The sequence below is a fragment of the Streptomyces malachitofuscus genome, assembly GCF_055571035.1.
Genome location: NZ_JBVIGA010000021.1, coordinates 41193 through 67211, shown reverse-complemented (window position 1 = coordinate 67211; position 26019 = coordinate 41193). Strand labels below are relative to the sequence as shown.

Here is a 26019-nt window from a genome sequence, read left to right as displayed (position 1 = left end):
GGCCAAACAAATTACACCCGGTGCAGCGCCAGGCGACACCTCGCCGGTAATCGCCTACAGTCGAAGCGCTTCACCAGACTCCCTGAAAGAGCCACCGGCCCCGGCGCACGCCGAGCCGGTCCCACACAAGGGCCCCCACCGTGACAGCACATCCTCCGGTTGCCGCACCTCGCACACGCGGACGCTCACGCAGAGCCGTCACATCGTTCGCCGCCGTCTTCGTCCTCATCTCCGGGACGGCACTCGCCGGCTGCGCACAGCAGCGCGACGACGACGTGTACACCGTGATGAACTCCTCGACCGACGAGACCTACCACCGCTGGGACGCCGAGGCGATGGCCCGCTGCGGCAAGCGGCTGGGCGTCACCGTCGAGCAGCAGAGCGTTCCCGCGTCACAGGTGATGACGAAGGCGCTGCGCATGGCCTCGTCGAAGTCGCTGCCTGACATCGTGCAGTTCGACGCCTCCGAGATGCCGACCTTCGCCGAGGCCGGCGGTCTCGTCGACCTGCGCACCCTGGGGCTCCGCACCGAGGACGTCCCCGAGGGCATCGTCGACTTCGGCTCCTACCAGGGCACCTACTACGGCGCCGCCCGCTCCGTGAACACCCTCGCGCTCTTCTACAACAAGGACATCCTCGACGAGGCGGGCGCCGAGGTGCCCACCACGTGGGAGGAACTGCGGGAGACGGCACGGCAGCTGACCCGGGGCAAGCGGTACGGCCTGGCGCTCAGCGCAGGCGGCGCCGAGGACGGCGTCTTCCAGTTCACCCCGTTCATGTGGTCCAACGGCGGCGACGAGACCGATCTCGACAGCCCTCGCGTCGTCGAGGCGCTCGACTACTGGAAGGCGCTGCTGCAGGACGGATCACTGTCCAAGTCCACCGTCAACTGGACGCAGGCCGACGTGAACGACCAGTTCATGGCGGGCAACGCCGCCATGATGATCAACGGCCCGTGGCAGGTCGAGACACTCAACACCGACAAGTCGCTGCACTGGGAGATCGCACCGATCCCCGTCCCCGAGGCGGGTGCCGACTCGGTGGGGCCGCTCGGCGGCGCCGTGCTCACCGTGCCCAACACAGGTGACACCGAGCGCGAGAGGACGGCCGGCCGGATCGTCGCCTGTCTGGCGAGCGAGAAGGAACAGTTCACCTACGCCCTGAACAGCTGGATGGTCCCGGCCAACGAGAAGGCCGCCGCGAAGTGGCGCGAGGAGGTGCCCGAGCTGGACGCGCTGGCCGACCAGGTCGCCGCCGCCCGGTCCCGCACCGCCAAGCTCGGCGCCGGCTGGTCGGGCGTGTCGCTCGCCCTGCAGAGCGCCTTCCAGTCCGCACTGACCGGCCAGTCCAGCGAGTCCGCACTGAAGCGCGCCCAGCAGCGCGCCACGAGCGGGAACTGAGGTACGCGCCCATGACCACCACCGTCCCCGCCGTGACGTCCTCCGGGACGCCCGTCGACACACAAGCGCCGGACCCCGCCCGCACCCGCAGGCGCCGCAGACTCGCCCAATGGGGCTTCGTCGCCCCGGCCGTCGTCTTCATGCTGCTGTTCTTCGGATACCCGCTCGTCCGCAACGTCGTGATGAGCTTCCAGCACTACACCCCGAAGACGTTCTTCACCGGCGAGGCCCCCTTCAACGGCACCGACAACTGGACGTCCGTCCTCCAGGACGTCCTCTTCGGCAAGGCGCTGTGGCACACCCTCGTCTTCACCGCCGGCTCCCTGCTCGGCCAGTTCTGCATCGGCCTCGCGCTCGCCGTCTTCTTCAACCGCCGGTTCCCCCTCGGCGGTGTCCTGCGGTCGCTGATCCTGCTGCCCTGGCTGGTGCCCATGGTGGTGTCCGGCATCGTGTGGCGCCGCATCCTCGACCAGGACACCGGCGTACTGAACACCTTCCTGGACACCCTCGGCCTGGGCGGGGGCACCCCGTGGCTGACCAGCCCCGACATGGCGCTGCTCTCGGTGATCCTGGTCAACGTCTGGATCGGCATCCCGTTCAACATGGTCATCCTCTACGGCGGCCTCCAGGAGATCCCGAGGGAGCTGTACGAGGCGGCCTCCCTCGACGGCGCCTCGGCCTGGCGCACGTTCCGCTCGGTCACCCTGCCGATGCTCAAGCCGGTGATCACCGTCGTTCTGGTGCTCGGCTTCATGTCGACGGTGAAGATCCTCGACCTGATCCTCGCCCTCACCGACGGCGGACCCGCCGACGCCACCCAGACCCTGGGCACGCTCACCTACCAGAACTCCTTCGTGGAACTGGACTTCGGTGCCGGCGCGGTCGTGGGCAACGTCCTCATCATCGTCTCCGCGGTGTTCGCGGTGTTCTACCTGCGGGCCAACCGCACCGAGGGGAAGTGACCCACATGGCCGCTCACGCACCCGCCCCGTCCCGGCGCCGCTGGGGCTCCACCGTCGCGGGACTGCTCGTCCTGGGCGTGATGCTCTTCCCGCTGTACTGGATGCTCAACACGGCACTCCAGCCCGAGTCCGGTCTGCTCCAGGTCGACCCGGTGCCCTCCGGCCTCGACCTCTCCGGCTTCTCCAAGGCCCTCACCGACCAGGGAGGGCACCTGCTGACCTCGCTGCTGGTCTCCTCCGGCGCCGTCGCCATCTGCCTGGCGGTCTCCGCCCCGGCGGCGTACGGACTGGCCCGCTTCGGACTGCGCGGCTCGCGCACCATCGTCTTCGGCACCCTGATCACCCAGATGGTGCCGGGCATCGTCATCGCCAACGCCCTCTACACCTCGTACGTCGATCTCGGCCTGGTGAACTCCTACTTCGGCCTGATGCTCGCGGACGCCTCGCTCGGCATCCCGTTCTCCATCGTGCTGATGCGCTCCTTCATGGTGTCCGTCCCGGGCGAGGTCATCGAGGCCGCCGAGATCGACGGGGCCGGACCGGTACGGGTCTTCCTGCGGGTAGTGCTCCCGATGAGCCGCAACGCGCTGATCACCTCGGGCCTGTTCGCGTTCCTGTTCGCGTGGAGCGACTTCATGTTCGCGCTCACCCTGAACACCACCGACGACGTCAAGCCGATCACGCTGGGCATCTACCAGTACATCGGCGCCCACGTCGGCGACTGGGGGGCGGTCATGGCCGCGTCCGTGCTCTCCGCCGTCCCGGCCGCGATCCTGCTCGTCCTCGCCCAGAAGTACATCGCCGCCGGCATCACCGGCGGCTCCGTCAAGTGATCACCGCACACCTCGAGATGGACCGACACGCATGAGCGACTTCCCCCGTTTCCCTCCCGGCTTCGTCTTCGGCGCCGCGACCGCCTCGTACCAGATCGAAGGCGCGGCGTACGAGGACGGCCGAGGCCCGTCCATCTGGGACACCTACAGCCACACCCCCGGCCTGGTGGCAGGCGGTGACACCGGTGACGTCGCCTGCGACCACTACCACCGCTACCCCGAGGACGTGGCCCTGCTGCGCGGACTCGGCGTCGGCTCGTACCGCTTCTCCATCGCCTGGCCGCGCATCGTGCCCGACGGCTCCGGCCCGGTGAACCCCAAGGGCCTGGACTTCTACTCCCGTCTGGTCGACGAACTCCTCGCCGCCGGCATCGAGCCCGCCGCCACCCTCTACCACTGGGACCTCCCGCAGGCCCTTGAAGAGCGGGGCGGATGGCGGGTGCGGGACACCGCGGAGCGGTTCGCCGAGTACACGGCCGTCGTCGCCGAGCATCTGGGCGACCGGGTGCCCCGCTGGATCACCCTCAACGAGCCGTGGTGCAGCGCCTTCCTCGGCTACTCCGTCGGCCGCCACGCACCGGGCGCCCGCGAGGGCCGGGGCGCGCTGGCCGCCGCCCACCACCTGCTGGTCGGCCACGGGCTGGCCGTCGGCGCGCTGCGGGCCGCGGGCGTCCGCGAGATCGGCATCACCCTCAACCTCGACCACCACCTGCCCGCGAGCGACTGCGCGGCCGACCGCGGGGCCGTGGTACGCGCCGACACCCTGCACAACCTGGTCTGGACGGAACCGATCCTCGCCGGGCGGTACCCCGGCACCGAGGCGGACACCTGGGGCGAGCTGATCACCGCGGAGGACTTCCGCCGCGACGGCGACCTGGCACTGATCTCCCAGCCGCTGGACTTCCTCGGCATCAACTACTACCGCCCGATCGTCGTCGCCGACGCCCCCTACCGTGAGAGCGACCCCGCACTGCGCGTGGCCACCGACAACCGCTACGCCGAGGTTGTGATGCCCGGTGTCCGCCGGACCGCGATGGGATGGCCGGTGGCCCCGCACACCCTCACCGATCTGCTGGTGGATCTGAAGGAGCAGTACGGGGACGCCCTGCCACCCCTCCACATCACCGAGAACGGCTCCGCCGAGGACGACGAGGTGGGCGCCGACGGCACCGTGCGCGACATCGAGCGCGTGCACTACCTGCGCGACCACCTCACCGCGCTGCGGGCGGCGATCGACGCGGGGGTGGACGTCCGCGGGTACTACGTGTGGTCGCTGCTCGACAACTTCGAGTGGGCCTTCGGCTACGACAAGCGCTTCGGCATCGTACGGGTCGACTACGCCACCCAGGAACGCACGCCGAAGGACAGCTACCACTGGTATCGGCGCATGATCGCCGCCCAGCGGGCCTGACACCGCTACGCGGCGCCCTCTTCCCGCCGGCTCGCGAGCGACCGCACGACGGGGGCGCCGGTGGGGGCAGGGCCGTCGGGGTCCGTCACGACGGCGGTGACCGGCTTGCGCAGCAGGACCAGCGCCGCGTCGTCGTGCAGCCGGCCGCCCACGTGGTTCAGCAGTTCCTGGTGCAGTGCGGCGAGCGTGCGGGACGGCTCGTCGCACAGATGGCGGGCCAGGCCCTCGGTGAGGGGGTAGAACTCGCGGCCGGCGTCGCGCGCCTCCGTGACGCCGTCGGTGTAGAGCAGCAGCTGGTCACCCTCGGCGAACGGCACCACCTGGAGGCAGGGGAGGTCCTCGGACAGGGCACGCAGTCCCAGGGGCGGCGCGGGACGGACGGGATCCACCGGCACCACCTCGTTCCCGCGGATCAGCAGCGGAGGCGCGTGTCCGCAGTTGACCATCTCCAGGCGCCCGGGCTCCGGACAGCCGGCGACCACGGCGGTGACGAAGTCGTCGGAGCCGAGATTCCGGGCCAGGCTCCGTTCCACCCGGCGGACGACGTCCAGCAGGTCCGGCTCGTCGTAGGCCGCCTCACGGAAGACACCGAGCACCAGAGCGGCCGTTCCCACGGCCGGCAGCCCTTTGCCGCGCACATCCCCGACGATCATCCTGACCCCGTAGGGCGTGGGCACGAGGGCGTAGAGGTCGCCGCCGATCCGGGCCTCCGCCGCGGCGGCGCTGTAGCGGACCGCCACCTGGAACGGGCCCACGGTCTCCGGGACCGGCCGGAGCAGCGCGTGCTGCGCGGTCTCCGCCACGGAGCGGACGGCGGCGAGCACCCGCTCGCGGCGTGCGCGCAGCGCACTGGCGAGAGCGCCCGCCAGGGCGACGGTGACCAGCGCGGAGAGCACGACGAGCAACTGCGAGACCGGCACATCGTGACGGGCACCGATCCCGGCGCCCAGCACGGAGGCGAGGAGACCCACCCCCAGGACCCCGAGCGGCCGGCTCGTGGCGGCCGCCAGCGCCGGTCCGACGGCGAGGAGCGGCAGCCAGATCCTGCCCGTGCCGGCGAAGAGATCGATGGACACGATGATGAAGACGATCAGGATCGGCAGGGCCGGTGTGCCGGCGGCCCAGTGCGCCACCGCCCGGACGGGAGGCGACCAGGTCCGCCTGATGCCCGGCTTGAACGGCCGTTTCGGCCAGGGGTCGCGTCCATGATGCCGACCATGACTCATGTGTCGTCCGCTGTCCTCACCTTTGCGCGACGAGCGCGCGTCCCGAAAATGTCTGCTCCATCAGGAAAGGTGATCGTTCGGGACGACTCAAGGTTGCGCTTTTCAAATAGTGAGCGACAAGGTCCGCGTCACCCTGTCGGCGGTCGGCAGCAGCCGCGCGCGGACCTCGTCGAGCCGGGAGATCCGGTCCCTGGGCATCGACACACCGAGTGAGCCCAGCGTGTCGCCGCTGTGGACCGGAACCGCGACGCAGACGGTGCCGAGCGAGTACTCCTCCAGGTCCGTGACGGCCGGGGCCAGGGAGGTGTTCTCGAGCTGGCGGACCAGCGTCCGCACCGTGGTGATCGTCCGCGGGGTGAGGTCGTTCAGGGGGTGACGGGACAGGTACTCGCGGCGTGCCTCGTCGTCGAGCTCCCGCAGCACGGACTTGCCCAGCGCCGTGGCATGCCCTGCGTCCTCGAAGCCCACCCAGAGATCCGTCCGCGGTGTGCGCGGTCCGTCGACGATCTCGGCGACCCGGATCTCACCGTCCTCGTAGAAGGTGAGGTAGGCGGCGCTGGAGAGCTCGTCCCGCAGCGCGGCGAGGGCCGGCCGGACCCGGCTGAGCAGCGCCTGCCCGCCGCTCGCCGTGAGCAGTGTCTGCAGCCGGTCGCCCAGGACGAACGCGCCGTCGTCCATCTTGCGCAGGTACCCGTCGTGCACGAGCGTGCGCAGCAGGTGGTATGCCGTGGCCGGCGGCAGTCCCGTCTCACGCGCCAGCTGTTTCGCCGGAGCGCCGTTCTGATGCGCGCTCGCCGCCTCCAGCAGCCGGAACGCACGCTGAACCGAGGAGATGAGCGTCGGGCTCGCACCCATGGCACCAGCCTGCGCCGATCGTCCGCCCCAGGCAAGACGAGCCCCCGCCCGGGCGGGCGGGGGCTCGTCCCGAACGGCTGCTCAGCCGCCGGTGGCCGGGCGGGGCGGCACGGGCACCCCGTCCTCCGTCACGTACTTCGTGCCGTCGTCGTACTTGGTGATCGTGAACGAGTCCAGCACCTCACCGACCTCCTTGTCCGTGGTGGAGCGGTCGTCCCACTTGGCGGCGACGACCGCCTCGTAGCGGATCGTGTCCCTGGTGACCTTGATCCCCTGGAACGTGGAGGTGTGCCCCGCGCGGACCACCTGGGTCGCCCCGTTGCGGGTCCACACGTTGTCGTCCCCGGGAGCGAGCTCGTAGTACTTCGGTCCCGAGACCGCGACCGTGTACACGGGGCCGGTGGTCACCCCGGGAGTCGAGGTGGCGTCGGAATCGAGGTGTCCCCGGGAGTACACATGGTCGTGTCCCATCAGCACCAGGTCGATGTCGTTGCGCTGGAACACCGGGAGCCAGGCGTCACGCACCGGCTTCTCGTCACGCCCCTCGGCACCGGAGAACACCGGCTGGTGGAACACGGCCACCGCCCATTTGTTCGGGTTGTTCTCCAGGATGTGGTCCAGCCAGCGGCCCTGCATGCCCAGCCAGAGCTTCTCGGGGTCGGGGCATTCCTCGCTGCACGCCGGGAGATCGTCCGGCGTCATCAGCGACCGGGCGTCGTGCGTGCCGGCGTTCAGGGTGATGAACCGCACCCCCTGGTAGTCGGTGTAGTACGCGGTCTCGGTGAGCGCCTTCGCCATGTGCGCCTCGTAGGCGGCACGCTGCCGCTCGGCGGGGGTGTCACCGCCGGGCGGTGAGGCACCGGGCCCGTTGGCCGGGTACTCGAAGGTCGACTTCCACTTCTTGAGGAAGGTGTCTCCCGAGTACTCGTGGTTCCCGGGCGCGGCGATGACATTGGTCGTCTGGCTGTAGCCGTCCATCGCCCCGAACCAGTCGCGCCACTCGCTGTCATGGCCCGACGAGTTGACCAGATCGCCCGCGTTGACGCTGCCGACGGCGTCGGGATGGCGCGCGTAGGCCTGCTTCACCACCGGCGCCCACTTCGCCGACAGCTCGTTCTGCGCGTCGCCGAAATAGAGGAACGTGAACTCCTCGCCCGCCGGCCGGGCGGTGGTGAACCGGTAGGCGGGGCTGAACCGGCCGTCGGTGCCCACCCGGTACTCGTACTCGGTGCCGGGGGAGAGCCGGTCGAGCACCGCGGAGTGGGTGCGCACCAGCTCGCCGCCCGTGTTCAGCTCCTCGTTGGCGCGGGCGGCCACCGTCCGCCACTTCTCGGTGCCCGCCTTGCGGACGCGCGCCTCCCCGTTCGTGAGGGCCGATGCGGTGCTCCAGGTGACCGACTGGGACGACTCCGGCTTCTCGGTCGGGGTCAGCACGATGCGCGAGGGCACCGCGCCGGGAACCTCCAGATCCGGTTTGTTCGTCAGCGCCACGTCGAAGACGTGCATGACACCGCGGTCGGTGCCCTGCGGCAGGACGACGGCCGCCACCCGCTTCTTCGGATCCAGCAGCTGGGGACGCGTGCCGAAGACCTTGGTCTGCACGGCGTCGGCGCCTCCCGCGGCCCGGTTGCGGCCCGTCGTGGTCACCAGGGGCTCGTTGCCGAACCGGTAGTCGGTCCCGGGCGTCCAGTCGGTGAACCCCACGGGCACGGACTGGGTGGAGCCGTCGGTGTACTCCACCACCGCGATGCCCTGCGCCGGACCGTTGGTGGCCAGGCCCAGGAAGGAGATCCCGGTGGCCCGCTGCCCGCCCAGGGGGATGCGCTGACCGTGCGGAATCCAGTGGTCGGGCTCGCCCGGACCGGTGGCCGGCCAGGTGAACTCGACTCCCGTGTCCCCCAGCGGCAGCTTGGCGCCCGGCGCCGCTCCCGCCTGCGCGAGCCGCTCCCGCGACAGGGAGTTGTCGCTGAGGTCCAGCGACCCGAGGTTTCCGTGACCGTCCGGGGTGACGCCGATGCTGTTGCGGGCGTCCGTGCCGTCCGTGTGCGACGGGGGCACGTCCCGCGCGCCGGTGCCCCAGGTGCCGGGCTCCGACGCCATCCGGAAGTTCAGCCTGCCGCCCTTGCGGGTGAAGTCGGCGGGGAGCCAGGAACGGGTGGTGGCACGCCCGTCGACCTTCAGTGCCCTCACATGGGGCGCCGTGTCGGCCCGGGGTGCGTCGAGGGTGATCCGCCGCCGGCTGTCGGCGCTGTCCACCACGACCCGCTCGAACATCGGACCGCTCACCACCAGGTCGGCGGTGCCGGGAACGGCGGGGAAGAGCCCGATGCCCGCCCAGACGTACCAGCTGCTGAGCGAACCGAGGTCGTCGTTGCCGGGCAGCCCCGAGGGCGAGGTGTCGTACATCTCGTCCACGGCACGGCGGAGCACGTCCGCCGTCCGGTGCGGCCGGCGCAGCCAGTGGTAGACGAACGGCATGGTGAAGCTGGGCTGGTTGCTCAGGTACGCCCCGGAGGTGTCGTACACACCGGCGTCGAGCTCACGGGTGTGGTCGTCGAGGGCCTTGGTCGTGGCCTCGGCACCGCCCCGCTTCTCGATCAGCGCGCCCACGTTGTGCGGCACCATCCAGCCGTACTGGTATCCCGTGGCCTGCTCGAACTGGTTGCCCCGCTCGCCGAGGTCGAAGGACCGGTCGAAGCCGTTCCGCTCACGGGGCCGGATGTGGTCACTGGCATCGTCGAACACGTTCTGCCAGTTCTGCGCCCGCACCATGTACCGGTCGTACGTCTCCTCGTCGCCCAGACGCCGGGCGAGCTGGGCGATGCCGAAGTCGTCGACGGCGTACTCGAGCGTCTTGGACGTGGCCGAGTCGCCCTTGCGGTTCTCGATGAAGCCGACCGTCGCGTACTGGTAGGCGTGCCGCCGCAGTGTCGCGTCGGCCGGCAGACCCTGCGTCGCCTTCATCGACTCCAGCGCGGCGCGCCGGTCGTAGTCCGTGCTGCCGAACGCGTCGACCGAGGCGACCACCGACTGCAGTGAGTCGCCGCTCATCTTCTGCTGCGGCTGGTTGAGATGCGGCCAGTTGGGCCACGTGCCGGTCTGGCGCACCATGTCCGTGATCGACTGGTTGATGTCGCTGCCGACCTCGGGGAACAGCAGGGCGATCAGCTGCGCCTGACTGCGGTACGTGTCCCAGCCCGCGTAGGTGACGTAGTGGTGGCGGCCCTTGGGCACCCGGTGGATCTCTCCGTCGTAGCCCCGGTACTCGCCGTTCACGTCGTCGAAGACATTCGGGTGCAGCAGCGAGTGATACAGCGCGGTGTGGAACTTCACCCGCTCGTCACGGGTGCCGCCGTCCACTTCCAGGGTCCCGAGCGCGTCCCGCCACACACGGGCGGACTCCGCCCGGACGCTGTCGAAGGACCGGCTGCGGGTCTCGGCGGCCGCGTTGCGCGCGGCGCCCTCGACGCTCACATAGCTGAGGCCGGTCTTCGCGGTGACCTTCGCGCCCCGGTCGAAGACGAGGTAGGCGCCGGCCCCATGTTTGGTGTCACCGCCGGAGGCGTTGTCGGACCCGGGACGTATGTCGGAACCCTGCCAGGTGCCTTGGGCCCTGACGGGACGGTCGAACGTGGTCGAGAAGTAGGCCCGGTAGCGTCCGCCCTCGTCGCACACCGAGGCGGCCTCCACCCACCCGCTGACGGTGTTGCCGTCGACCTTCACCTCGCTGCCGAACACCCGGTTGTTGGACCCCGCGACATCGAACAGCAGGGTCGAGTCGCCGTCCGAGGGGAAGTCGTAGCGGCTCACCGCGGTGCGCGTGGTGGCGGTCAGCTCCGTCTCCACGCCGTTGGTGAGGTCCACGGAGTAGTAGCCGGGGTCGGCCTTCTCGTCGGCGTGGTCGAAGCCGAGGTAGTAGTCGGTGATCTTCTCGGCCGGGCTGACGGGCAGGGCTCCGCCGGCGAGCCTGCCGGTGTACGGCAGCACCGGGAAGTCGAAGCCGCTGAAGCGCCCTTCGCAGCCGGTCCCGGAGAGCCGGGTCATGCCGAAGCCGCGGATCTTGTCGGCCGTGTACTCGTATCCGCCCTTCTGGTCCCCGTCGGAGGAGCGGTACGTCGTGGGGGAGGACTGCACCATGCCGAACGGCACCGTGGCCCCCGGCCAGGTGTTGCCGTACGCGCTGTTCCCCTTGTTCTGGGACGTGTCCAGGCGGGTGCCGATGAACGGATCGACGGCGTCGAACGCCGCGATGTCGCGGTGGCCCCGGTCGGCGGCCGCGCCGGCCGCGGGCGTCAGTCCGGCGACCAGCGCGCCGAGGACCAGTGCGGTGGTGAGAAGTCTGCGCCGGCCCGGCGGGGGCGTCGGCGGGGGTGGCTCTGGGGCGGTCCACATGACGGCGGAATTCCTGCCTTCCCGGATGGTGACAACGTTGTCAAAGTGCGGCCCTCTTGCGGGGCGCGGCCTATAGTTCAGCGTCTCGGGCTCACCGAGGGAAGTCCTGGGAGAGGATTGAATGAATTCCGGGAGAAGTCGAGTGCGGACCCGGAGTGCGGGCCGGGGGCCGCGATCAGGGCCCCCGGCCGGGGAGTTGAGGCAGCGGTGCGCATGAGCTGACGGTCAGGGAGCGGGCACCTCGTCCACGAAGGAGGTGCCGGCCCCGCGGAGCGCGTCGATCTTCGCGCTGACCTGTGCGGGGGTCAGGACCTGGTCCTTGACGTGGAGTACGTAGTCGATCTGCTGGTGGTAGGCCCGGGGCGTGGTGGACGTCTGGCCGTTGAGGTCGATCAGCCACTGGTTGAAGTTGATCGACATGGGGCGTTCCGGCAGATACGCGGCGTCGTGGGTACCGAAGTGCTGCCCGTCGACGTAGTAGGTGATGGCGTTGTCGTCGATGGTGACGACCAGGTCGTGCCAGCCCGCGAAGCTCCGCCGGCTCTCGCTGTGCTGGTTGACGGCCTGCCAGGGATCGGGGTTGTAGGTCTCCCACGAGGTCGTGTACAGGATGTTGGCCGGCTCGCCCCAGCCCCCGTTGGGCAGGTACTCGAAGTCGTACTCGGCGTAGTCGTCGGCCATCGGGGCCTTGAGGTCGTTGATGGTGAAGAAGGTCTGGACGACATGGTCGCCGTCGGGCCCGTACGCGGGGGCGTCGGAGAACCTGACCCGGGCGGCGTAGGTGCCGTTCTTGAACTTCATGCTCCGGGTGAGGACTTCGGTGTGCGTGGTGGAGGCGCCGGTGCCGGCGGTGGAGCTCTCCAGGTTCATCAACGAGTTGCCGTCCGACGAGCTGAAAGTGACCTTGGACGGATCCCAGGTCGCGCCGGGCACCCCGGGGCCGCCGGAGTTGGAGCGCACGCTCCAGCCGTGTGCGGCGATCGCGGGGTCCGTGTGCGAGGTGTAGTCGAAGTCGTCGAACAGGGTCTGGCCGCCCTCGCCGGGCGGGTCGGTCGGATCCGTGGGGTCGGTCGGGTCGTTGCCCTCGGGGGCGGTGCCCCAGACCGTGGCGCCGGCGAGCCGGGCGGTGACCTTGTCCCAGTCGGCGTACGAGGTCTGGGAGCCGCTGAAGGAGTAGTCGTCGCTCTGCCTCAGCGTCTGCCAGTCGGACCGGTGGAAGCGGAGCTGCATGTCCCCCGTGTCGGCGCCCGGGGCCAGCGAACCGGCGGACTGGGTGAAGCCGATCTCGAGGTAGCGGTCGGCCGTCGTGGTGGGCTGGGCGAGCGTCCCGAACGTGCCGGTGATGGAGGAACAGCCCCGGACCGCCCAGGAGCAGGCGAAGCGGTACGTGGCGTTGGCGGCGTCGGCCTTGAAGTAGTAGCGGATCTTGACCTGGCTCAGCTCGACAGGGGAGGAGCCTGTGTTGCGGACCTTGAACCAGGGCTCGCTCTGATCGGCGGTGGCGCCGCCGGAGCCGGTGCGGTACTGCACACGGACGGAGCCGTCGGCCGCCGCGGCGGCGGTGGTGCCGGTGAGGCCGGCCAGGGAGGCGCTGCCCAGCAGGGCGGTCAGGGCGAGTGCCGCGTGGAGGCGGCGGCCGGTGGGGCGAGTGTTCATCCGGAATCCTTTCGCGGTGGGGGTGGCGCGCGGATGATCGCCGGTGCGGCATGCGTGGGGGTGCCGCACGACGGGGAGCTCACGGGGGCGGCCCGGCCCTCCGGATTGACCAGTTGCCCGTCGAGCTTTACCAGTTGATGTCGAGAGAAGGTGGCATAGACCAATGTGTGCGTCAACCCTCCTCGCATACACGGGTGTTGAGGGCTCATGGGCCGGCGCCTCCAGCGGGCAGACCAGTTATGGTCGAGGTCATACCAGTGGCCCGACGTCCCTCCCCGTGCCCGACGACGAACGAGAGCCCTTCATGGAGATCGATGCCGCCGCATCAGGCGCCGTGCTCAAGCGGGAACGTGTACGCGACGCGATCCTCGAGCTCATCGAGGTCCGCCGCCCCGGCGACGCCATCCCCTCGGAGCGCAGTCTGTGTGCCCGACTCGGTGTCTCGCGCCCCACGCTGCGTGCCGCGGTGGACGAACTCGTCGTCGCGGGACTGCTGGTGCGCGAGCACGGCCGCGGCATGTTCGTGGCCGAGGAGAAGATCACTCAGGAACTGGTCTCGGAGCGGAACTCCTTCACCCTGCCCCGGGCGGGCGGGGCATGGACCAGCAGGATCCTGGAGTTCCGCACCCTGCCGGCCGGTGCCCGGGTGGGCCGGAGGCTGAGGATGTCGCCCGCGGCGCGCGTCCGCTATGCGGCCCGCCTCCGGTTGGTCGACGGCGCGCCCATGGCCATCGAGCATCTGCACGTCCCGGCGGACCTGGTGCCGGACCTGACCGGCGAGGAACTGGAACAGGGCGATCTGTACGAGCACTTCCGGGACCGGCACAGGGTCCAGGTCGGTGAGGCGGTGCAGTCCATCGAGCCCACCGTGGTGACCCGCGCGGAGGCGGATCTGCTCGATGTCCCCGAGCTGTCGCCGGCCCTGCTGTTCGAGCGTCTCACCACCGACACCGGGGGCCGTCCGGTCGAGTATGTGCACTCCGTCTACCGGGGTGACCGCTATCGCATCGTCTCGCGGTTGACGCTGGGGCCGACGGCCGCCCGTCCGGGCCGGCCCGAGGAGCACCACCCGGGCATCCCGCCGGGCGACTTCGCCTCCGGCGCGCCCGTCACCCTTTCGACCCGGGGAGTCGTGCAGCCGAACGAGGCCTGAGGGCCGTCGCGTTGGGTGAATCCGGAACCACAAGCTCCCAAACCGTTGACAGGTCCATACCAGGGCGGGACGCTCATGAGAGCGCTCTCAGAACGCTTCCCGGCCACAGTTGAACGGAGAAGGAGCATGCTGCGCACACTCAAACGCCGGTGCATGGCGGCGGGGCTGAGCATCGCCACGGTGCTCGGCGGCTCGCTGCTCGCCGCCGGAGTGCCGTCCCCCGCCCAGGCCGCGGTCCCCGACACCATCCCCTTGACGATCACCAACAACTCGGGCCGCGGCGAGCAGGTGTACGTCTACAATCTCGGCACCCAGCTGTCGACCGGCCGGCAGGGCTGGGCCGATGCGAACGGCACGTTCCACCCCTGGCCCGCGGGCGGCAACCCGCCGACGCCGGCCCCCGACGCCTCGATACCGGGCCCGGCCGCGGGGCAGACCACGACCATCCGCGTCCCCAAGTTCTCCGGCCGTATCTACTTCTCCTACGGCCAGAAGATGGTGTTCAAGCTGACCACCGGCGGACTGGTGCAGCCCGCCGTGCAGAACCCGACGGACCCCAACCGGAACATCCTGTTCAACTGGTCGGAGTACACGCTCAACAACGACGGCCTGTGGCTCAACAGCACCCAGGTCGACATGTTCTCCGCGCCCTACTCGGTGGGAGTGCAGCGTGGCGACGGCAGCACGGCGACCGCCGGCCGACTCAAGCCCGGTGGCTACAACGGGGTCCTCAACGCCCTGAGGGCGCAGTCGGGAGGCTGGGGCAACCTGATCCAGACCCGGTCCGACGGTACCGTGCTGCGCGCCCTGTCCCCGCTGTACGGGGTGGAGACGGGCGCCCTGCCGGCGTCGGTCATGGACGACTACATCAACCGGGTCTGGCAGAAGTACTCCGGCTCGACCCTGACCGTCACGCCCTTCGCCGACCGGCCCGACACCAAGTACTTCGGACGGGTCTCCGGCTCGGTCATGAACTTCACCAACGGCTCGGGCGCCGTCGTCACCAGCTTCGAGAAGCCGGACTCCTCGTCGGTCTTCGGCTGTCACCGCAAACTCGACGCGCCCAACGACCAGGTGCGCGGCCCGATCTCGCGCACCCTGTGCGCCGGATTCCACCGCACGACCCTGCTCACCAACCCCAACCAGCCCGACTCCAGCGCGGCCGGCTTCTACCAGGATCCCGTCACCAACCACTACTCGCGCATCATCCACGCGCACATGGTCGACGGGAAGGCCTACGGCTTCGCCTTCGACGACGTCGGCCACCACGAGTCGCTCGTCCACGACGGCAACCCGCGCCAGGCGTCCATGACGCTCGCCCCGTTCAACTGACCGCACCCGGCGGACACGGTACCGGTGGCGGCCCCCGCGGCGCGGGAGCCGCCACCGGTGACGATCCGCCGTACGCCCGGGCCGCGGCGGTGATCAGGTTGCTCGTGTCCTGGGCGACGGCGAGGTCCTCCGGCGGCACACCGGGATGGGGTCCGGCGGGCACGGTCAGCTCGCGCGGCAGGGCGTGCCGGTGCTGCTGGGACGCCGCGTAGAGCGCCGTCGGCACATCGAGCAGTGTCACCGTCCCACCGCCGGCGCCGGGGAGTGCCACGGCACACTCCCACGCGTCCGGGTGCCGGGGCGGTCCCCCGGGCCGCAGCTCGCACCACACGGTCTTGCCGTCGTCGCCCGTCTCCACCCCGTGGCGGGACGACAGCCGTGCGACCAGCGGCAGGCCCTGGCCCGTCCCGGAATACGGCGACCCGTGCCGGACCGGCCCGCGGTCCGGCCGTCGGTCGCTCACCCGCAGATGGACCGTGCCCGCGGCGGCGCGGACGGTGACTTCCGACTCCGTGCGGGCGTGCAGCACCGCGTTTGGTGACCAACTCGCTGACCAGCAGCTGGGCGGTGTCCATGAGCTCCGGCGCGACATCGCCGAGGACATCGCATACGAACCGGCGGGCCTCCGTCACGCTCCCCGGCGCCGGAGGGAACCGGCGCGACGGCGTCCCACGGGCATGGAGGTCGGCCATGACTCAAGTCTGCCCCACGTGGCCCGGCCCCCGGCGGGCCGACACGGCAGCGGCGGGCGACGGACGCCCGGGCATCCCCGGGTGATCACATCAACCGGCCCGCCCTTTAGGGTGCCTTCATGTCTGCCACGCTGAACACGGGAAGAACCCGCGCCGCACTGCGCACTTCGGCGCGCGTCTCCGTCGAACTGCTGCTGGTTCTGGCGGCCGCCGCTGTGGTGGTGTGGGCACTGGGCCGGATGTGGTCGGTGGTCTGGCCCCTCGTGGTCGGTCTGCTCCTCACCACCCTGACGTGGCCCCCGGCCCGCTTCCTGCGCCGGCGCGGCATGCCGCCGGCGTTCGCCGCGTCCCTGGTCACCGTGCTGTTCCTGCTGGTGGGCGCGGGCACCGTGACACTGATCGCGATGCCGGTCGCGGCGGAGTCCCGCGAGCTGGGCGACGGTGTCGTCGAAGGCGTCGAGAGGCTGCGCGAATGGGCCGCCGGGCCGCCGCTGAACATCGACGACGCGCAGATCGCGGAGGCCTTCGACGCCGCGACCGCCCGTCTGCAGGACAGCGCCGGGTCCATCGCCACCACTGCCGTCACCGGCGTGAGCACCGTCTTCAGCGGTGTGGTCACGGCCGTCCTGGCGCTGTTCCTGATGTTCTTCTTCCTCAAGGACGGCCCGCGCTTCCTGCCCTGGCTGCGCCGCCAGCTCCCCGGCCGGCTCGCCACCGACATTCCCGTGGTGGCCGAGCGGTGCTGGCTCACCCTGGGCTCGTTCGTGCGGTCGCAGGCGCTCGTCGGGCTGATCGACGCCGTACTGATCGGCCTGGGTCTGTGGGTCCTCGACGTCCCGCTGGTGCTCCCGCTGGCGGTGCTGACCTTCGTGTCCGCGTTCGTGCCCATCATCGGCGCCCTGTTCGCCGGGCTCGTCGCGGTGCTGATCGCGCTGGTGTCCAACGGGCTGATGGACGCGCTGCTCGTGCTGGCCGTGATCGTCGTGGTGCAGCAACTCGAGGGCAACGTGTTCCAGCCCATGATCCAGAGTCGCGGGCTCGGACTGCACGCGGCCGTCGTGCTGCTGGCGGTGACCCTGGGCGGCAGTCTGGCCGGCATCGTCGGCAGCCTCCTCGCCGTACCCGTCGCCGCCCTGATAGCGGTGGTCTGGAACTATCTGCGCGAGCAGCTCACGGACCCGCCGCGGGAACCCGAGGCGGCGGGCACCCCCACCTGACCGGCACACCGCGCCCACGGTTCCGCACCGAGAGGAAGCCTCCCGTGACCTACGACCTCGCCGCACTGCGCGCCCAGGTGCCCGCACTGGCCGCCGGCACCGCCCACTTCGACGGCCCCGGCGGCACCCAGACCCCGCTGCCCGTCATCGAGGCGATCGCCGCCGCGCTGTCCCGTCCGCTGTCGAACCGGGGCGACGGACTGCCCGGTGAGCGCAACGCCGACACGCTCGTCGTCGAGGCACGCCGCGCCATGGCGGACCTCCTGGGCGCCCGCCCGGAGGGCATCGTCTTCGGCCGCAGCGCCACCCAGCTCACCTACGACTTCGCCCGCACCCTCGCCGCCGGCTGGTCACCCGGCGACGAAGTGGTCGTCACGCGGCTGGACCACGACGCCAACATCCGCCCCTGGGTGCAGGCGGCCGAACGGGCCGGTGCCACCGTCCGCCGCGCGGACTTCGACCCGGACACCGGTGAACTCACCGCCGAGCACATCCGGGCGCAGTTGTCCGGACGCACCCGGCTCGTCGCGGTCACCGCCGCGTCGAACCTGATCGGCACCATCCCCCCGGTCGCCGAGATCGCGCGGATCGTGCACGAGGCCGGCGCCCTGCTGTACGTCGACGGCGTGCACCGCACCGCGCACGCCCCGGTCGACGTCGAGGCACTCGGCGCGGACTTCTTCGTCTGCTCCCCGTACAAGTTCCTCGGCCCGCACCACGGGGTACTGGCCGCCCGCCCGGAGCTCCTGGAGACCCTGCGTCCGGACAAGCTCCTGCCCTCCACGGACGCCGTTCCCGAGCGGTTCGAGCTCGGCACGCTGCCCTACGAACTCCTCGCGGGCACCCGCGCGGCCATCGACTTCCTGGCCGGACTGGCCGGGCAGCAGGGCGGCGACCGCAGGGCACGGCTCGGCAGGGCGTTCGAGCTGATCGAGGAACACGAGGCCTCGCTCCGGGCCCGGCTGGAGAAGGGCCTGTCGGCCCTCGACGGAGTCACGGTCCGCTCCCGTGCCGCCCGCCGCACTCCGACCCTGCTGGTCACCCTCGAGGGCCACCGCACCCAGGACGCCTGCCGCTTCCTCGCCGGCCGGAACGTCCACGCGCCCTCCGGCAGTTTCTACGCCCTGGAGGCGTCCCGCCACCTCGGTCTCGGGGACACCGGAGGCCTCCGCGTCGGCCTGGCCCCGTACACCGACGACCAGGACGTCGACCGTCTCCTGGCGGGCCTGGCGGACTTCCTGGAGGGCACGGCGCGGACCGATGGGTGACGACGGCCTGAGCTACTGCGCGCGCGGCGCGACCGCCCCGGAATCCCGGCCCTGGCCCGCGTCCCCGCCCGGGTTCCGCCGGTTCGAGCGCACCGTGACCGTCGGCCGTGGCGAGGACGCCTGGGCGGCGGCCGGACAGGCAGTGCTCCAGTGGGAGGTCAAGCGGCGCAGCGGCTTCACCGTCACGCCGGCCGACGGGGGCGGCATCGGGGTGCGCGAGGGCGGCCGGTACACCATCACGGCGGGCCGCGGCCCGTTCGTCGTCCGGGAACCCGTCGAGGTCGTCGCCGTGGTGGATACCCAGGACCGGCGCGGTTTCGCCTACGGCACCCGCTGGGGGCACCCGGTCAGCGGGGAGGAGGCCTTCGTCGTGCACCGGGACGCCGACGGGCGGGTCCTGCTGACCCTCCGCTCACTGACCCGGGCCGCGCCGGCCGGCCGATGGCGGTTCCTCTTTCCGGTGCTGCTGCTCGCCCAACTCGGCGCCCGCGCCCGGTACCTTCGCGCGCTGCCGTGACGCCCGCACGGCGCGGCACCGGCCCGCACGGCGTGGCATCGTGGGCGGTATGACCGTCGAAGTCCGCCCCGCCTCCGTCTTCGAGGACGTCCGCGCCGTGCTCGGCCCGAAGTCCCCCGGGGCGAACGTCTGCTGGTGTCTGAGCTACCGCATCCCGTCGAAGCTCAACAAGGAACTGCGCGGCCCGGCCAGGGGCGAGTACGTCGCCGAGCTGTGCCGTGCGGGCACGCCCATCGGGGTCCTCGCCCACGACGGCGACGAGCCGGTCGGCTGGGCCGCCGTCGCACCGCGCGCGGACACCTCCTTCGCACGCAACCGCAAGATCCCGCACATCGACGACCTGCCGGTCTGGTCGCTGTGGTGCATCCGTGTGCGCCCCGGTCACCGCAAGCAGGGCATCTCGCACGCCCTCATCGCCGGCGCGGTCGAGTTCGCCCGCGCCCACGGTGCCCCGGCGGTCGAGGCGTACCCCCTCGACAACGGCGACGCACGCGTCGACCTGACGATGGCGTACGCCGGGCTCCGGAAGAACTTCGAGCGGGCCGGTTTCACCCACGCAGCCGACACGACCTCGGTCCTGGCCGGCCACCCCCGCGTCCTGATGCGGCTCGACCTGCGCTGACCGGGCCCGCGGAAACCCGGCGTCACGAGTACAGCGCCTCGATCTCCGCCGCGTACGCGTCCTGCGCCGCCCGCCGCTTGACCTTGAGCGAGGGGGTCAGCAGTCCGTTCTCCTCGGTGAACTCGCCGTCGATCAGCGTGAAGGCGCGGATGGACTCCGCGCGGGAGACGGCCTCGTTGGCGTAGTCCACGGCCTTCTGCACGTCGGCGCGCATCCTCGGGTCGCGCACGACCTCGGACATCGGGGTGTCGGCGGGCAGCTTGCGCACCGCCAGCCAGTGGGCGACCGTCTCGGGGTCGAGGGTGATCAGCGCGGCCACGAAGGGCCGGTTGTCGCCGACGACGAGGCACTGGCCGACCGGCGGACGGCTGCGCAGCCGGTCCTCCAGGACGGCCGGGGAGACGTTCTTGCCGCCGGAGGTGACGATGATGTCCTTCTTGCGGCCGGTGATGGTGAGATAGCCGTCCTCGTCGAGGGAGCCGAGGTCGCCGGTGGTGAACCAGCCGTCGTCGAGCACCTCGTCCGTGGCGGCCGGGTTGTTGCGGTACGCCCCGAAGACGATGCCGCCGTTGATGCACACCTCCCCGTCGTCGGCGATCCGCACCGAGGTGCCGGGCACCGGCAGCCCGACGGTCCCGGGGCGCGGGCCCAGCGGCGGGACGATGGTCGCGGCGGCGGTGGTCTCGGTCAGGCCGTAGCCCTCGTAGATCATGATTCCGGCCGCGTAGAAGAAGAGGCTGAGGTCCCGCTCCAGGGGGGAGCCGCCGCTGATGGCGTACCGCACGCGTCCGCCGAGTTCCTTGCGGACCCGGCGGTAGACCAGCAGGTCGTACAGCGCCCAGGCGGCGTACAGTCCCGGGCCGGGTCCTTTGCCGCGGCCCAGGAAGCGGTTCAGATGGGCCTCGCCGAAGCGGACCGCGACGCGGTGGGCGCGCTCGAAGGAGGCACCGCGCCCGATCTTCTCCGCGGTGGCCCGGCCGGTGTCGTGGATCTTCTCGAACAGGTAGGGGACGCCGACCAGGAACGTGGGACGGAACGCCTTGAGCTTGGGCCGCAGTTCGTCGGGTTTGATGCTCGGGCAGTGGCCGATCTCGATGCGGGCCGTCAGACAGGAGATCTGCAGGGTGCGGCCGAGGATGTGGGCCAGCGGGAGGAACAGCAGGGTGGAGGCGACCTGGTCCGTCACCTCCTTGAAGATCGGGTGCAGCAGCTCGACGGTGTTGGCGGCCTCGGCGTACAGGTTGGCGTGGGTGAGGACGCAGCCCTTGGGCCGTCCCGTGGTGCCGGAGGTGTAGCAGACGGTCGCGACGGTGTCGGGGGTCAGGGCGGTGCGCCGCTTGGTGACCTCCTCGTCGGGGACGTTCTCGCCGAGAGCCGTGAGGTCGGCGAGGGCGTCCGCGTCCAGTTCCCACAGCCGCGGGGGCGCGGCATGGCCGGCGGTGCCCGCCCGGACGGTGGCGGTGTTGTCCGCGGTCTCCGTGACGACGTACCGGGCGCCGGAGTCACGGACGATCCACTCCACCTGGTCGGCGGAGGAGGTGGCGTAGACCGGCACGCTCTGCCCGCCGGCGGACCAGATCGCGAAGTCCAGGACCGACCACTCGTAACGGGTGCGGGACATCACCGCGACCCGGTCGCCCGGCTCGAGACCGGCGGCGATCAGCCCCTTGGCCACGGCGGTGACCTCATGGGCGAAGGCCGCCGCCGTGACCGGGTGCCAGGTGCCGTGCCGTTCGCGCCGCACGACCACCGCGTCGGGCGCCTCGGCGGCGTTGGTGAACGGGATGTCGGCGGTGCTGCCGGTGGTCTGCGGCGCGGCGAGAGCCGCCGTACGGGCCTCACGGACGACGCCCCGTCCGTCCTTGACGGTCTCGACTCTGGTCCGCCCGCCCAGATCGGTGCGTCGTTTCGCCCGTTTCAGATCCTTGCGTACGCCCATGACGGCTCCCGGTCGCGGCTGATGCTCTCGTGCTGGTTGCTGCCGTACTTACTTACTCGAGAGTCAACTTACCCGTGCGTAAGGATCAGTCAATGGGGTGGGTCAGTCCAGACGGTCCGCGTCGCGGATGGCCCCGGCCAGGTCGCGGATGTCCTCGTCCTCGGTCCGGTCCGCGAGGGAACCGGCGCGCTCGGAGAGTTCGCCGAGACCGGGGGCGCCGGGCAGGGCGCTGTAGCGGTGGTCGGCGGAGCGCAGCGCGTCGGCGAAGTAGGCGGCCGTCGCGGCGACCGTCAGACCGGGCCGCGCGCGCCAGACGGAGCCGGCGAGACCGCCGGTCTCCACGTCGCCCGTCTCCTCGTGCGGCGTGCGGCTGTCGGGGTCGAGCCAGCGCACGGTCGCCGTCGCGAGGTGCCCCTCGGCACCCGGGCGGGTGCGCACCGCGTACAGGGCGGTCACGGTGTGGCCGGGGCCGACCTCGCCGCCGTCGACGCGGTCGTCGCGGAAGTCCTCGTCGGCGACGCGACGGTTGTCGTAGCCGACGAGACGGAACTCGGCGACCGTCTCCGGGTCGAAGGCGACCTGCGCCTTGGCGTCCCGGGCCGTCAGTTCGATGTTGCGGGGGAGCTGTTCGCAGAACACCTCACGGGCGTCCTCGCGGTGGGACACGTACACCGTGTGGCCGTCGCCCTTGTCCGCGAGCCGCTCCATCAGCGCGTCGCCGTAGTCGCTGCCGACGCCCACGCCGAACAGGGTGATGCCGTGCTCGCGGCGGGACTCGGCGATGCGTTCCAGGATCGCGTCGGCCTCGGTCTCCCCGGTGTTGGCGAGGGCGTCCGAGACCAGGACGACACGGTTGGTGGCGCCCTCGCGCAGCCCCTCCACGGCGGTCTCGTACCCGTTCTCCACACCGGCACCGAGGTTGGTGGAGTCGGTCGGCCGCAGACTGTCGACGGCGTCGTGGATCTCGCCCCGGTTGCCGCCGAGCCGGGTCATCGGCAGGACGGTCTCCGCCTCGTCGCTGAACGTGACGAGGGCGACCGAGTCGTCGTCGCGGAGCTGGTCCGTCATCGTGCCGAGGGACTCCTGGGCGAGATCGAGACGGCCCGGCTCGGCCATCGAGCCCGAGATGTCGATGACGAACGTGAGCGCGGCGGGCGGCCGTTCACCGCCGTCCTCGGCGGGCCTGGTGGCCAGGCCCACGCGGACCAGGGACCAGTCCTCCTCGTCGGTGCGGGCGCCGTCCACGGTGACCGTGAACCCGTCGCCGTCGGGCCGTGCGTAGTCCTGCCGGAAGCTGTTGACGAACTCCTCGGGCCGGACGGTCGACGGGTCGGGCAGCCTGCCCTCGGCAAGGGTGCGCCGGGCGTAGCCGTAGGAGGCCGTGTCGACGTCCAGGGCGAAGGTCGACAGGTAGTCGGGTTCGGGCGCGACCTCGCGGGGGTCCTGCTCGCCCTCGCGCCGTTCGCCGTCGTACTGCCCGCCCGCGCCGTTGCCGCGGTCGGGGCGCGGTGCCGAATGGCCGCCCCCGCGGTCGTACGAGGCGTCACTCTTGCTGCCGCTGTCGCTGCCCCCGCTGCATCCGCTGAGCAGCAGACCGCTCGCCGCCGTGAGCGCGAGCAGCGCCCCTACCGGCCGTCGTGCTCCGTGCCACTTCATCGTCCGTGCCCCCTCGTTCGTCGACGCCGACTTCAGTGACTGTGACGGCGGGGCGGCCCGGAACGTGCGGTACGAAGGGTTGCAGGTGAGTCTCGAAGAGGCCACGGAGCGGGCCCGCCGAGACCGGTAGGTGATCCTCCGTTGACCTGCGCCGCCCCGCCCGCGCGGCCGAAACCGCCTCGGGCCAGGGCGGACGGCCCGACCGGGGGTGTTATGTGTGGTCCGTGCGGGCCGGGTACGGCGCCCCGGCCCGCACGGCATGTGGTGACGCGGCCGGTTACGGCGCCACGCAGCCGATCGTGCCCGCGGGGAGGTTGTTGCCCGATGAGGTGGCCGTGAAGCCGAACGTCACGCTGCCGTCAGGGGCGATCACCCGGTTGTGGTCGACGTTCCTGACCGTCACCGTGCCGTCGGAGCCCGTGGAAAGGGAGCCGTTCCACGCGCTGCCGATGCGGGTCCCGTCACCGGGCTTCCACTGCACGGCCCAGCCGTTGAGCGACGACGTGCCGTGGTTCATCACCTCGACCGAGCCCTGGAAGCCGCCGTCCCAGGAGTTCACCACCTCGTAGACGGCCATGCAGGAACCGGTGTGCGGGGGGTCCGTCGGGTCCGGGTCCGGGTCCGGCGTGCCGCCCGAGTCGCCGATGCCGGTGACCTCGCCGTTGCCGCCGTCGAAGACGATGTCGGAGCAGGAGAAGAAGTTCTCCTGACTGTCCGAACGCACCCACTGCATGAAGAGCAGCGCGTCACCGGAACGACCGGAGGGCAGGTTCAGATTCCAGTAGTAGTGACCGCCGTTGGCGCCCGCCGAACCCTGCTGGGGCGGGTCCGTGACGGTCTGGATGAGCTCAAGGTCGTCCCAGCCCAGCTCGGAGGTGGGCGACCAGCCGGGCTTGGTGAGGTAGACCCGGAAGTCACCGGGGTGGGCCGCCCAGTTGCTGTACTGCACCTTGATCGTCGCTCCGGACGTCAGATGCGTCCGGGGCCAGTCGTCGCGGGCCATGTTGTAGGCGGAGAAGTCGTACGGCGACCGGTCGCCGGCGCTGCAGAGCTTGCCGTCCGGGACGTAACCGGGGCCGCGCCCACCGGCGTTGGAGTCGAGCACGGCGAACCAGTTGTACAGGGCGGTGGAGCCGCTCTGGTTCAGTGCGTCCCGGCACGCCGGGTTGCTCGGGTCCAGTCCGCCGGTGCCGGTGATGGCGTCGAGCTGACAGAGGTACGTGCGCGAGCCGGGCATCATCGCCACGCCATGTGCTTCGGCGTCGTTCTGCCACAGGAAGCTCAGGCCGAGCCCTCCGAGGAGGGTGGCCAGAACCGCTGCCAGGGAGACGAATCTGCTGCGTAAGGCCATGGGATCTCCTGTGCCGGTGTTCGGTCCGTCGTGGGAAGCGGAGGGTGGAAGGGGTGGAACCCCTGCCCGTCCGGGGAGGGGCGTCCACCGGAGGGGCAGGGGGCTGAGGGGGCGGGGAAGCCGGGGCCCGCCCTGAGCGGGTCCCGGAACCGCGGGTGAGCGTGCCCCGCCGGGTGGGTCAAGCGCTGGTGCAGGCCGTGCCGTTGAGGCGGAAGCCGCTCGGTTCGGCGAAGGAGCCGCTGTACGTTCCCTGGAAGCCGAAGCTCTGGCTCGCGCCGGGCGCGATCCGCGCGTTGCTGTCCGTCGGGCGGGCGGTGACGGCGCCCGAGGAAGGAGTCACGGACGCGTTCCAGGCGTTGGTGATGCGCTGCCCCGAGGGCAGGCCGAAGGCGAGCTCCCAGCCGTCCACGACGGACGAACCGGCGTTTTGCACGGTGACGTTGGCGGTGAAGCCGCCGGGCCAGACGTTCGTGTCGTACGACACCGTGCACGCGGCCGGCTCACCCGGCTCTCCGGGGGCGCCGCCGCCGGTGTTGACCGTGGAGGAGAAGGAGTTCACCGCGAGTCCCGCGCCGTTCTGCCACGGCTCGAACCCTGCCTGAATGCTCGTCAGGTACCAGTCGTTCGAAGCCATTCCGCGCCTCACGGTCTCCCGGACGAAGTCCATGACGTCGAAGCTCCAGCTGCTGATGGCCGAGGGCGCGACGAACGACAGCACGTCGTTGGTGCCGTTGCCGCCCGACCACACCTGCCAGGTGCGCCCGCCCACGGTGGCGGTGCCGACCTGGGAGCCGATCGGCTGGATCGGGCCCACCTTGTTGAACCAGATCATGATCTCGGTCCGGTTCACGCCGTCGGTCCGGGGCGTCGGGTCCAGCCAGATGTCGTACGAGGCGTTGTACACGGCGTCGCTCACGTAGCCGTAGGAGATGCTGCTGGGCGCGTCGGAGATGTCACCGATCCGCGCCGGGAGCCGGGTCCCCGGCGAGCAGTTGGTGTAGTGGCAGCCGTTGAAGACCGACGGGTACGACTTCGGAGCGCCGTTGGTGGGCACGGAGCCGTCGGCCTGGGTGAGGCGGAATCCGGTGTCCGTCGCGGTGACGCACTGGGTGGCGCTGGTTCCCCAGCGGTTGTTCTGGACGACGTAGCGCCCCTGGATGGTGGTCGATCCGTACTGTTCGCAGATCGTGGTGTCGGCCTGGGCCGGTGCCGTCGCGGTCACCAGCGCCGCGACCACGGCGAGAGCGGTGAGCAGTGTCGCGAACAGGCCGCGCAGGGCGTGGTGTTGGTGCCGTAACCGTCGCATCTGGGGGACCTCTCCAAGAGGGTGCGGGGGCCGGACGGAGGGAGCGCTCCCGTCTCCCCATATGATGGGAGCGCTCCCATTGGTGTTTCGGGACGGGACTGTAGAAGGTTCACATGTCCCTGACAAGGGTGTGCGCACGGAACTGTCGAACCGATTTCGAAGCTGCAGGTCGGCGAGGTGATCCACAAGGGTGTCCCGCTTCGGGAGCGCTCCCGAAATCATTCGGCCCCG

Annotated in this window: 19 protein-coding genes; 10 read left to right on the top strand and 9 right to left on the bottom strand. The window is 70.9% G+C overall.

The annotated features are described in order from the left end of the window. Positions 1-140: 140 nt before the first annotated feature. From ACZ44S_RS27665 to ACZ44S_RS27650, 4 genes are read left to right on the top strand one after another with little or no spacing between them, the layout of a single operon-like run. Positions 141-1400, top strand: a complete 1260-nt coding sequence (locus ACZ44S_RS27665; RefSeq protein WP_466933611.1) for an ABC transporter substrate-binding protein — start codon at positions 141-143, stop codon at positions 1398-1400. An 11-nt stretch (positions 1401-1411) separates the two neighbouring features. Beyond that, entirely contained in the window at positions 1412-2362 is a 951-nt protein-coding gene (locus ACZ44S_RS27660; protein WP_466933609.1) for a carbohydrate ABC transporter permease, read from the top strand. Between the two features lie 5 nt (positions 2363-2367). After that, complete coding sequence (locus tag ACZ44S_RS27655; RefSeq protein WP_466933607.1) at positions 2368-3195, top strand: carbohydrate ABC transporter permease; 828 nt, start codon at positions 2368-2370, stop codon at positions 3193-3195. A gap of 31 nt (positions 3196-3226) precedes the next feature. Then, the gene (locus tag ACZ44S_RS27650; protein WP_466933604.1) at positions 3227-4606 is read left to right on the top strand and encodes a GH1 family beta-glucosidase; all 1380 of its coding nucleotides are present in this window, start codon (positions 3227-3229) and stop codon (positions 4604-4606) included. Positions 4607-4611: 5 nt separating this feature from the next. On the opposite strand, the gene ACZ44S_RS27645 is transcribed toward ACZ44S_RS27650, so the two are convergent. The 4 genes from ACZ44S_RS27645 to ACZ44S_RS27630 all read right to left on the bottom strand — a co-directional run bounded on the left by ACZ44S_RS27645 (position 4612) and on the right by ACZ44S_RS27630 (position 12735). Continuing rightward, a complete protein-coding gene (locus ACZ44S_RS27645; protein ID WP_466933602.1) occupies positions 4612-5832 on the bottom strand; it encodes a PP2C family protein-serine/threonine phosphatase in 1221 nt (406 codons plus the stop codon). 102 nt (positions 5833-5934) lie between these two features. Further along, a complete protein-coding gene (locus ACZ44S_RS27640) occupies positions 5935-6687 on the bottom strand; it encodes an IclR family transcriptional regulator (RefSeq protein ID WP_466933600.1) in 753 nt (250 codons plus the stop codon). An 81-nt stretch (positions 6688-6768) separates the two neighbouring features. Continuing rightward, a complete protein-coding gene (locus ACZ44S_RS27635) occupies positions 6769-11079 on the bottom strand; it encodes a GH92 family glycosyl hydrolase (RefSeq protein ID WP_466933598.1) in 4311 nt (1436 codons plus the stop codon). A 225-nt stretch (positions 11080-11304) separates the two neighbouring features. Then, complete coding sequence (locus tag ACZ44S_RS27630; RefSeq protein ID WP_466933597.1) at positions 11305-12735, bottom strand: cellulose binding domain-containing protein; 1431 nt, start codon at positions 12733-12735, stop codon at positions 11305-11307. A gap of 304 nt (positions 12736-13039) precedes the next feature. On the opposite strand from ACZ44S_RS27630, the gene ACZ44S_RS27625 reads away from it, so the two are divergent. Together ACZ44S_RS27625 and ACZ44S_RS27620 are read left to right on the top strand one after the other, a co-directional pair. Then, positions 13040-13888: a GntR family transcriptional regulator gene (locus ACZ44S_RS27625; protein ID WP_466933595.1), complete on the top strand. Its 849-nt coding sequence runs from the start codon at positions 13040-13042 to the stop codon at positions 13886-13888. A 126-nt stretch (positions 13889-14014) separates the two neighbouring features. Then, a complete protein-coding gene (locus tag ACZ44S_RS27620) occupies positions 14015-15220 on the top strand; it encodes a glycoside hydrolase family 64 protein (RefSeq protein WP_466933593.1) in 1206 nt (401 codons plus the stop codon). Here the strand turns inward: ACZ44S_RS27620 and ACZ44S_RS27615 are convergent. Next, positions 15213-15749: an ATP-binding protein gene (locus tag ACZ44S_RS27615; RefSeq protein WP_466933592.1), complete on the bottom strand. Its 537-nt coding sequence runs from the start codon at positions 15747-15749 to the stop codon at positions 15213-15215. The genes ACZ44S_RS27620 and ACZ44S_RS27615 overlap by 8 nt on opposite strands. 282 nt (positions 15750-16031) lie before the next feature. Between ACZ44S_RS27615 and ACZ44S_RS27610 the strand changes: the two genes are divergently transcribed. Genes ACZ44S_RS27610 through ACZ44S_RS27595 form a run of 4 tightly spaced genes read left to right on the top strand, consistent with a single transcriptional unit; the run spans position 16032 to position 19536 of the window. Then, positions 16032-17129 (top strand): AI-2E family transporter, encoded by a 1098-nt coding sequence (locus ACZ44S_RS27610; protein WP_466933590.1) that lies wholly within the window; start codon positions 16032-16034, stop codon positions 17127-17129. Between the two features lie 44 nt (positions 17130-17173). After that, the gene (locus ACZ44S_RS27605) at positions 17174-18397 is read left to right on the top strand and encodes a cysteine desulfurase-like protein (RefSeq protein ID WP_466933588.1); all 1224 of its coding nucleotides are present in this window, start codon (positions 17174-17176) and stop codon (positions 18395-18397) included. Further along, positions 18390-18914, top strand: a complete 525-nt coding sequence (locus tag ACZ44S_RS27600) for a DUF1990 family protein (protein ID WP_466933586.1) — start codon at positions 18390-18392, stop codon at positions 18912-18914. The genes ACZ44S_RS27605 and ACZ44S_RS27600 overlap by 8 nt, the downstream gene beginning before the upstream one ends. A gap of 49 nt (positions 18915-18963) precedes the next feature. Continuing rightward, the gene (locus ACZ44S_RS27595) at positions 18964-19536 is read left to right on the top strand and encodes a GNAT family N-acetyltransferase (RefSeq protein ID WP_466933583.1); all 573 of its coding nucleotides are present in this window, start codon (positions 18964-18966) and stop codon (positions 19534-19536) included. 22 nt (positions 19537-19558) lie between these two features. Here the strand turns inward: ACZ44S_RS27595 and ACZ44S_RS27590 are convergent, their stop codons facing one another. From ACZ44S_RS27590 to ACZ44S_RS27575, 4 genes are all read right to left on the bottom strand, one after another. Then, positions 19559-21475, bottom strand: coding sequence for an AMP-dependent synthetase/ligase (locus tag ACZ44S_RS27590; protein WP_466933581.1), 1917 nt, complete (start codon positions 21473-21475; stop codon positions 19559-19561). A gap of 102 nt (positions 21476-21577) precedes the next feature. Continuing rightward, a complete protein-coding gene (locus ACZ44S_RS27585) occupies positions 21578-23131 on the bottom strand; it encodes a vWA domain-containing protein (protein WP_466933579.1) in 1554 nt (517 codons plus the stop codon). A gap of 277 nt (positions 23132-23408) precedes the next feature. After that, positions 23409-24482 (bottom strand): lytic polysaccharide monooxygenase auxiliary activity family 9 protein, encoded by a 1074-nt coding sequence (locus tag ACZ44S_RS27580; RefSeq protein WP_466933577.1) that lies wholly within the window; start codon positions 24480-24482, stop codon positions 23409-23411. 178 nt (positions 24483-24660) lie between these two features. Beyond that, complete coding sequence (locus ACZ44S_RS27575) at positions 24661-25788, bottom strand: glycoside hydrolase family 12 protein (protein WP_466933575.1); 1128 nt, start codon at positions 25786-25788, stop codon at positions 24661-24663. Positions 25789-26019 lie beyond the last annotated feature (231 nt).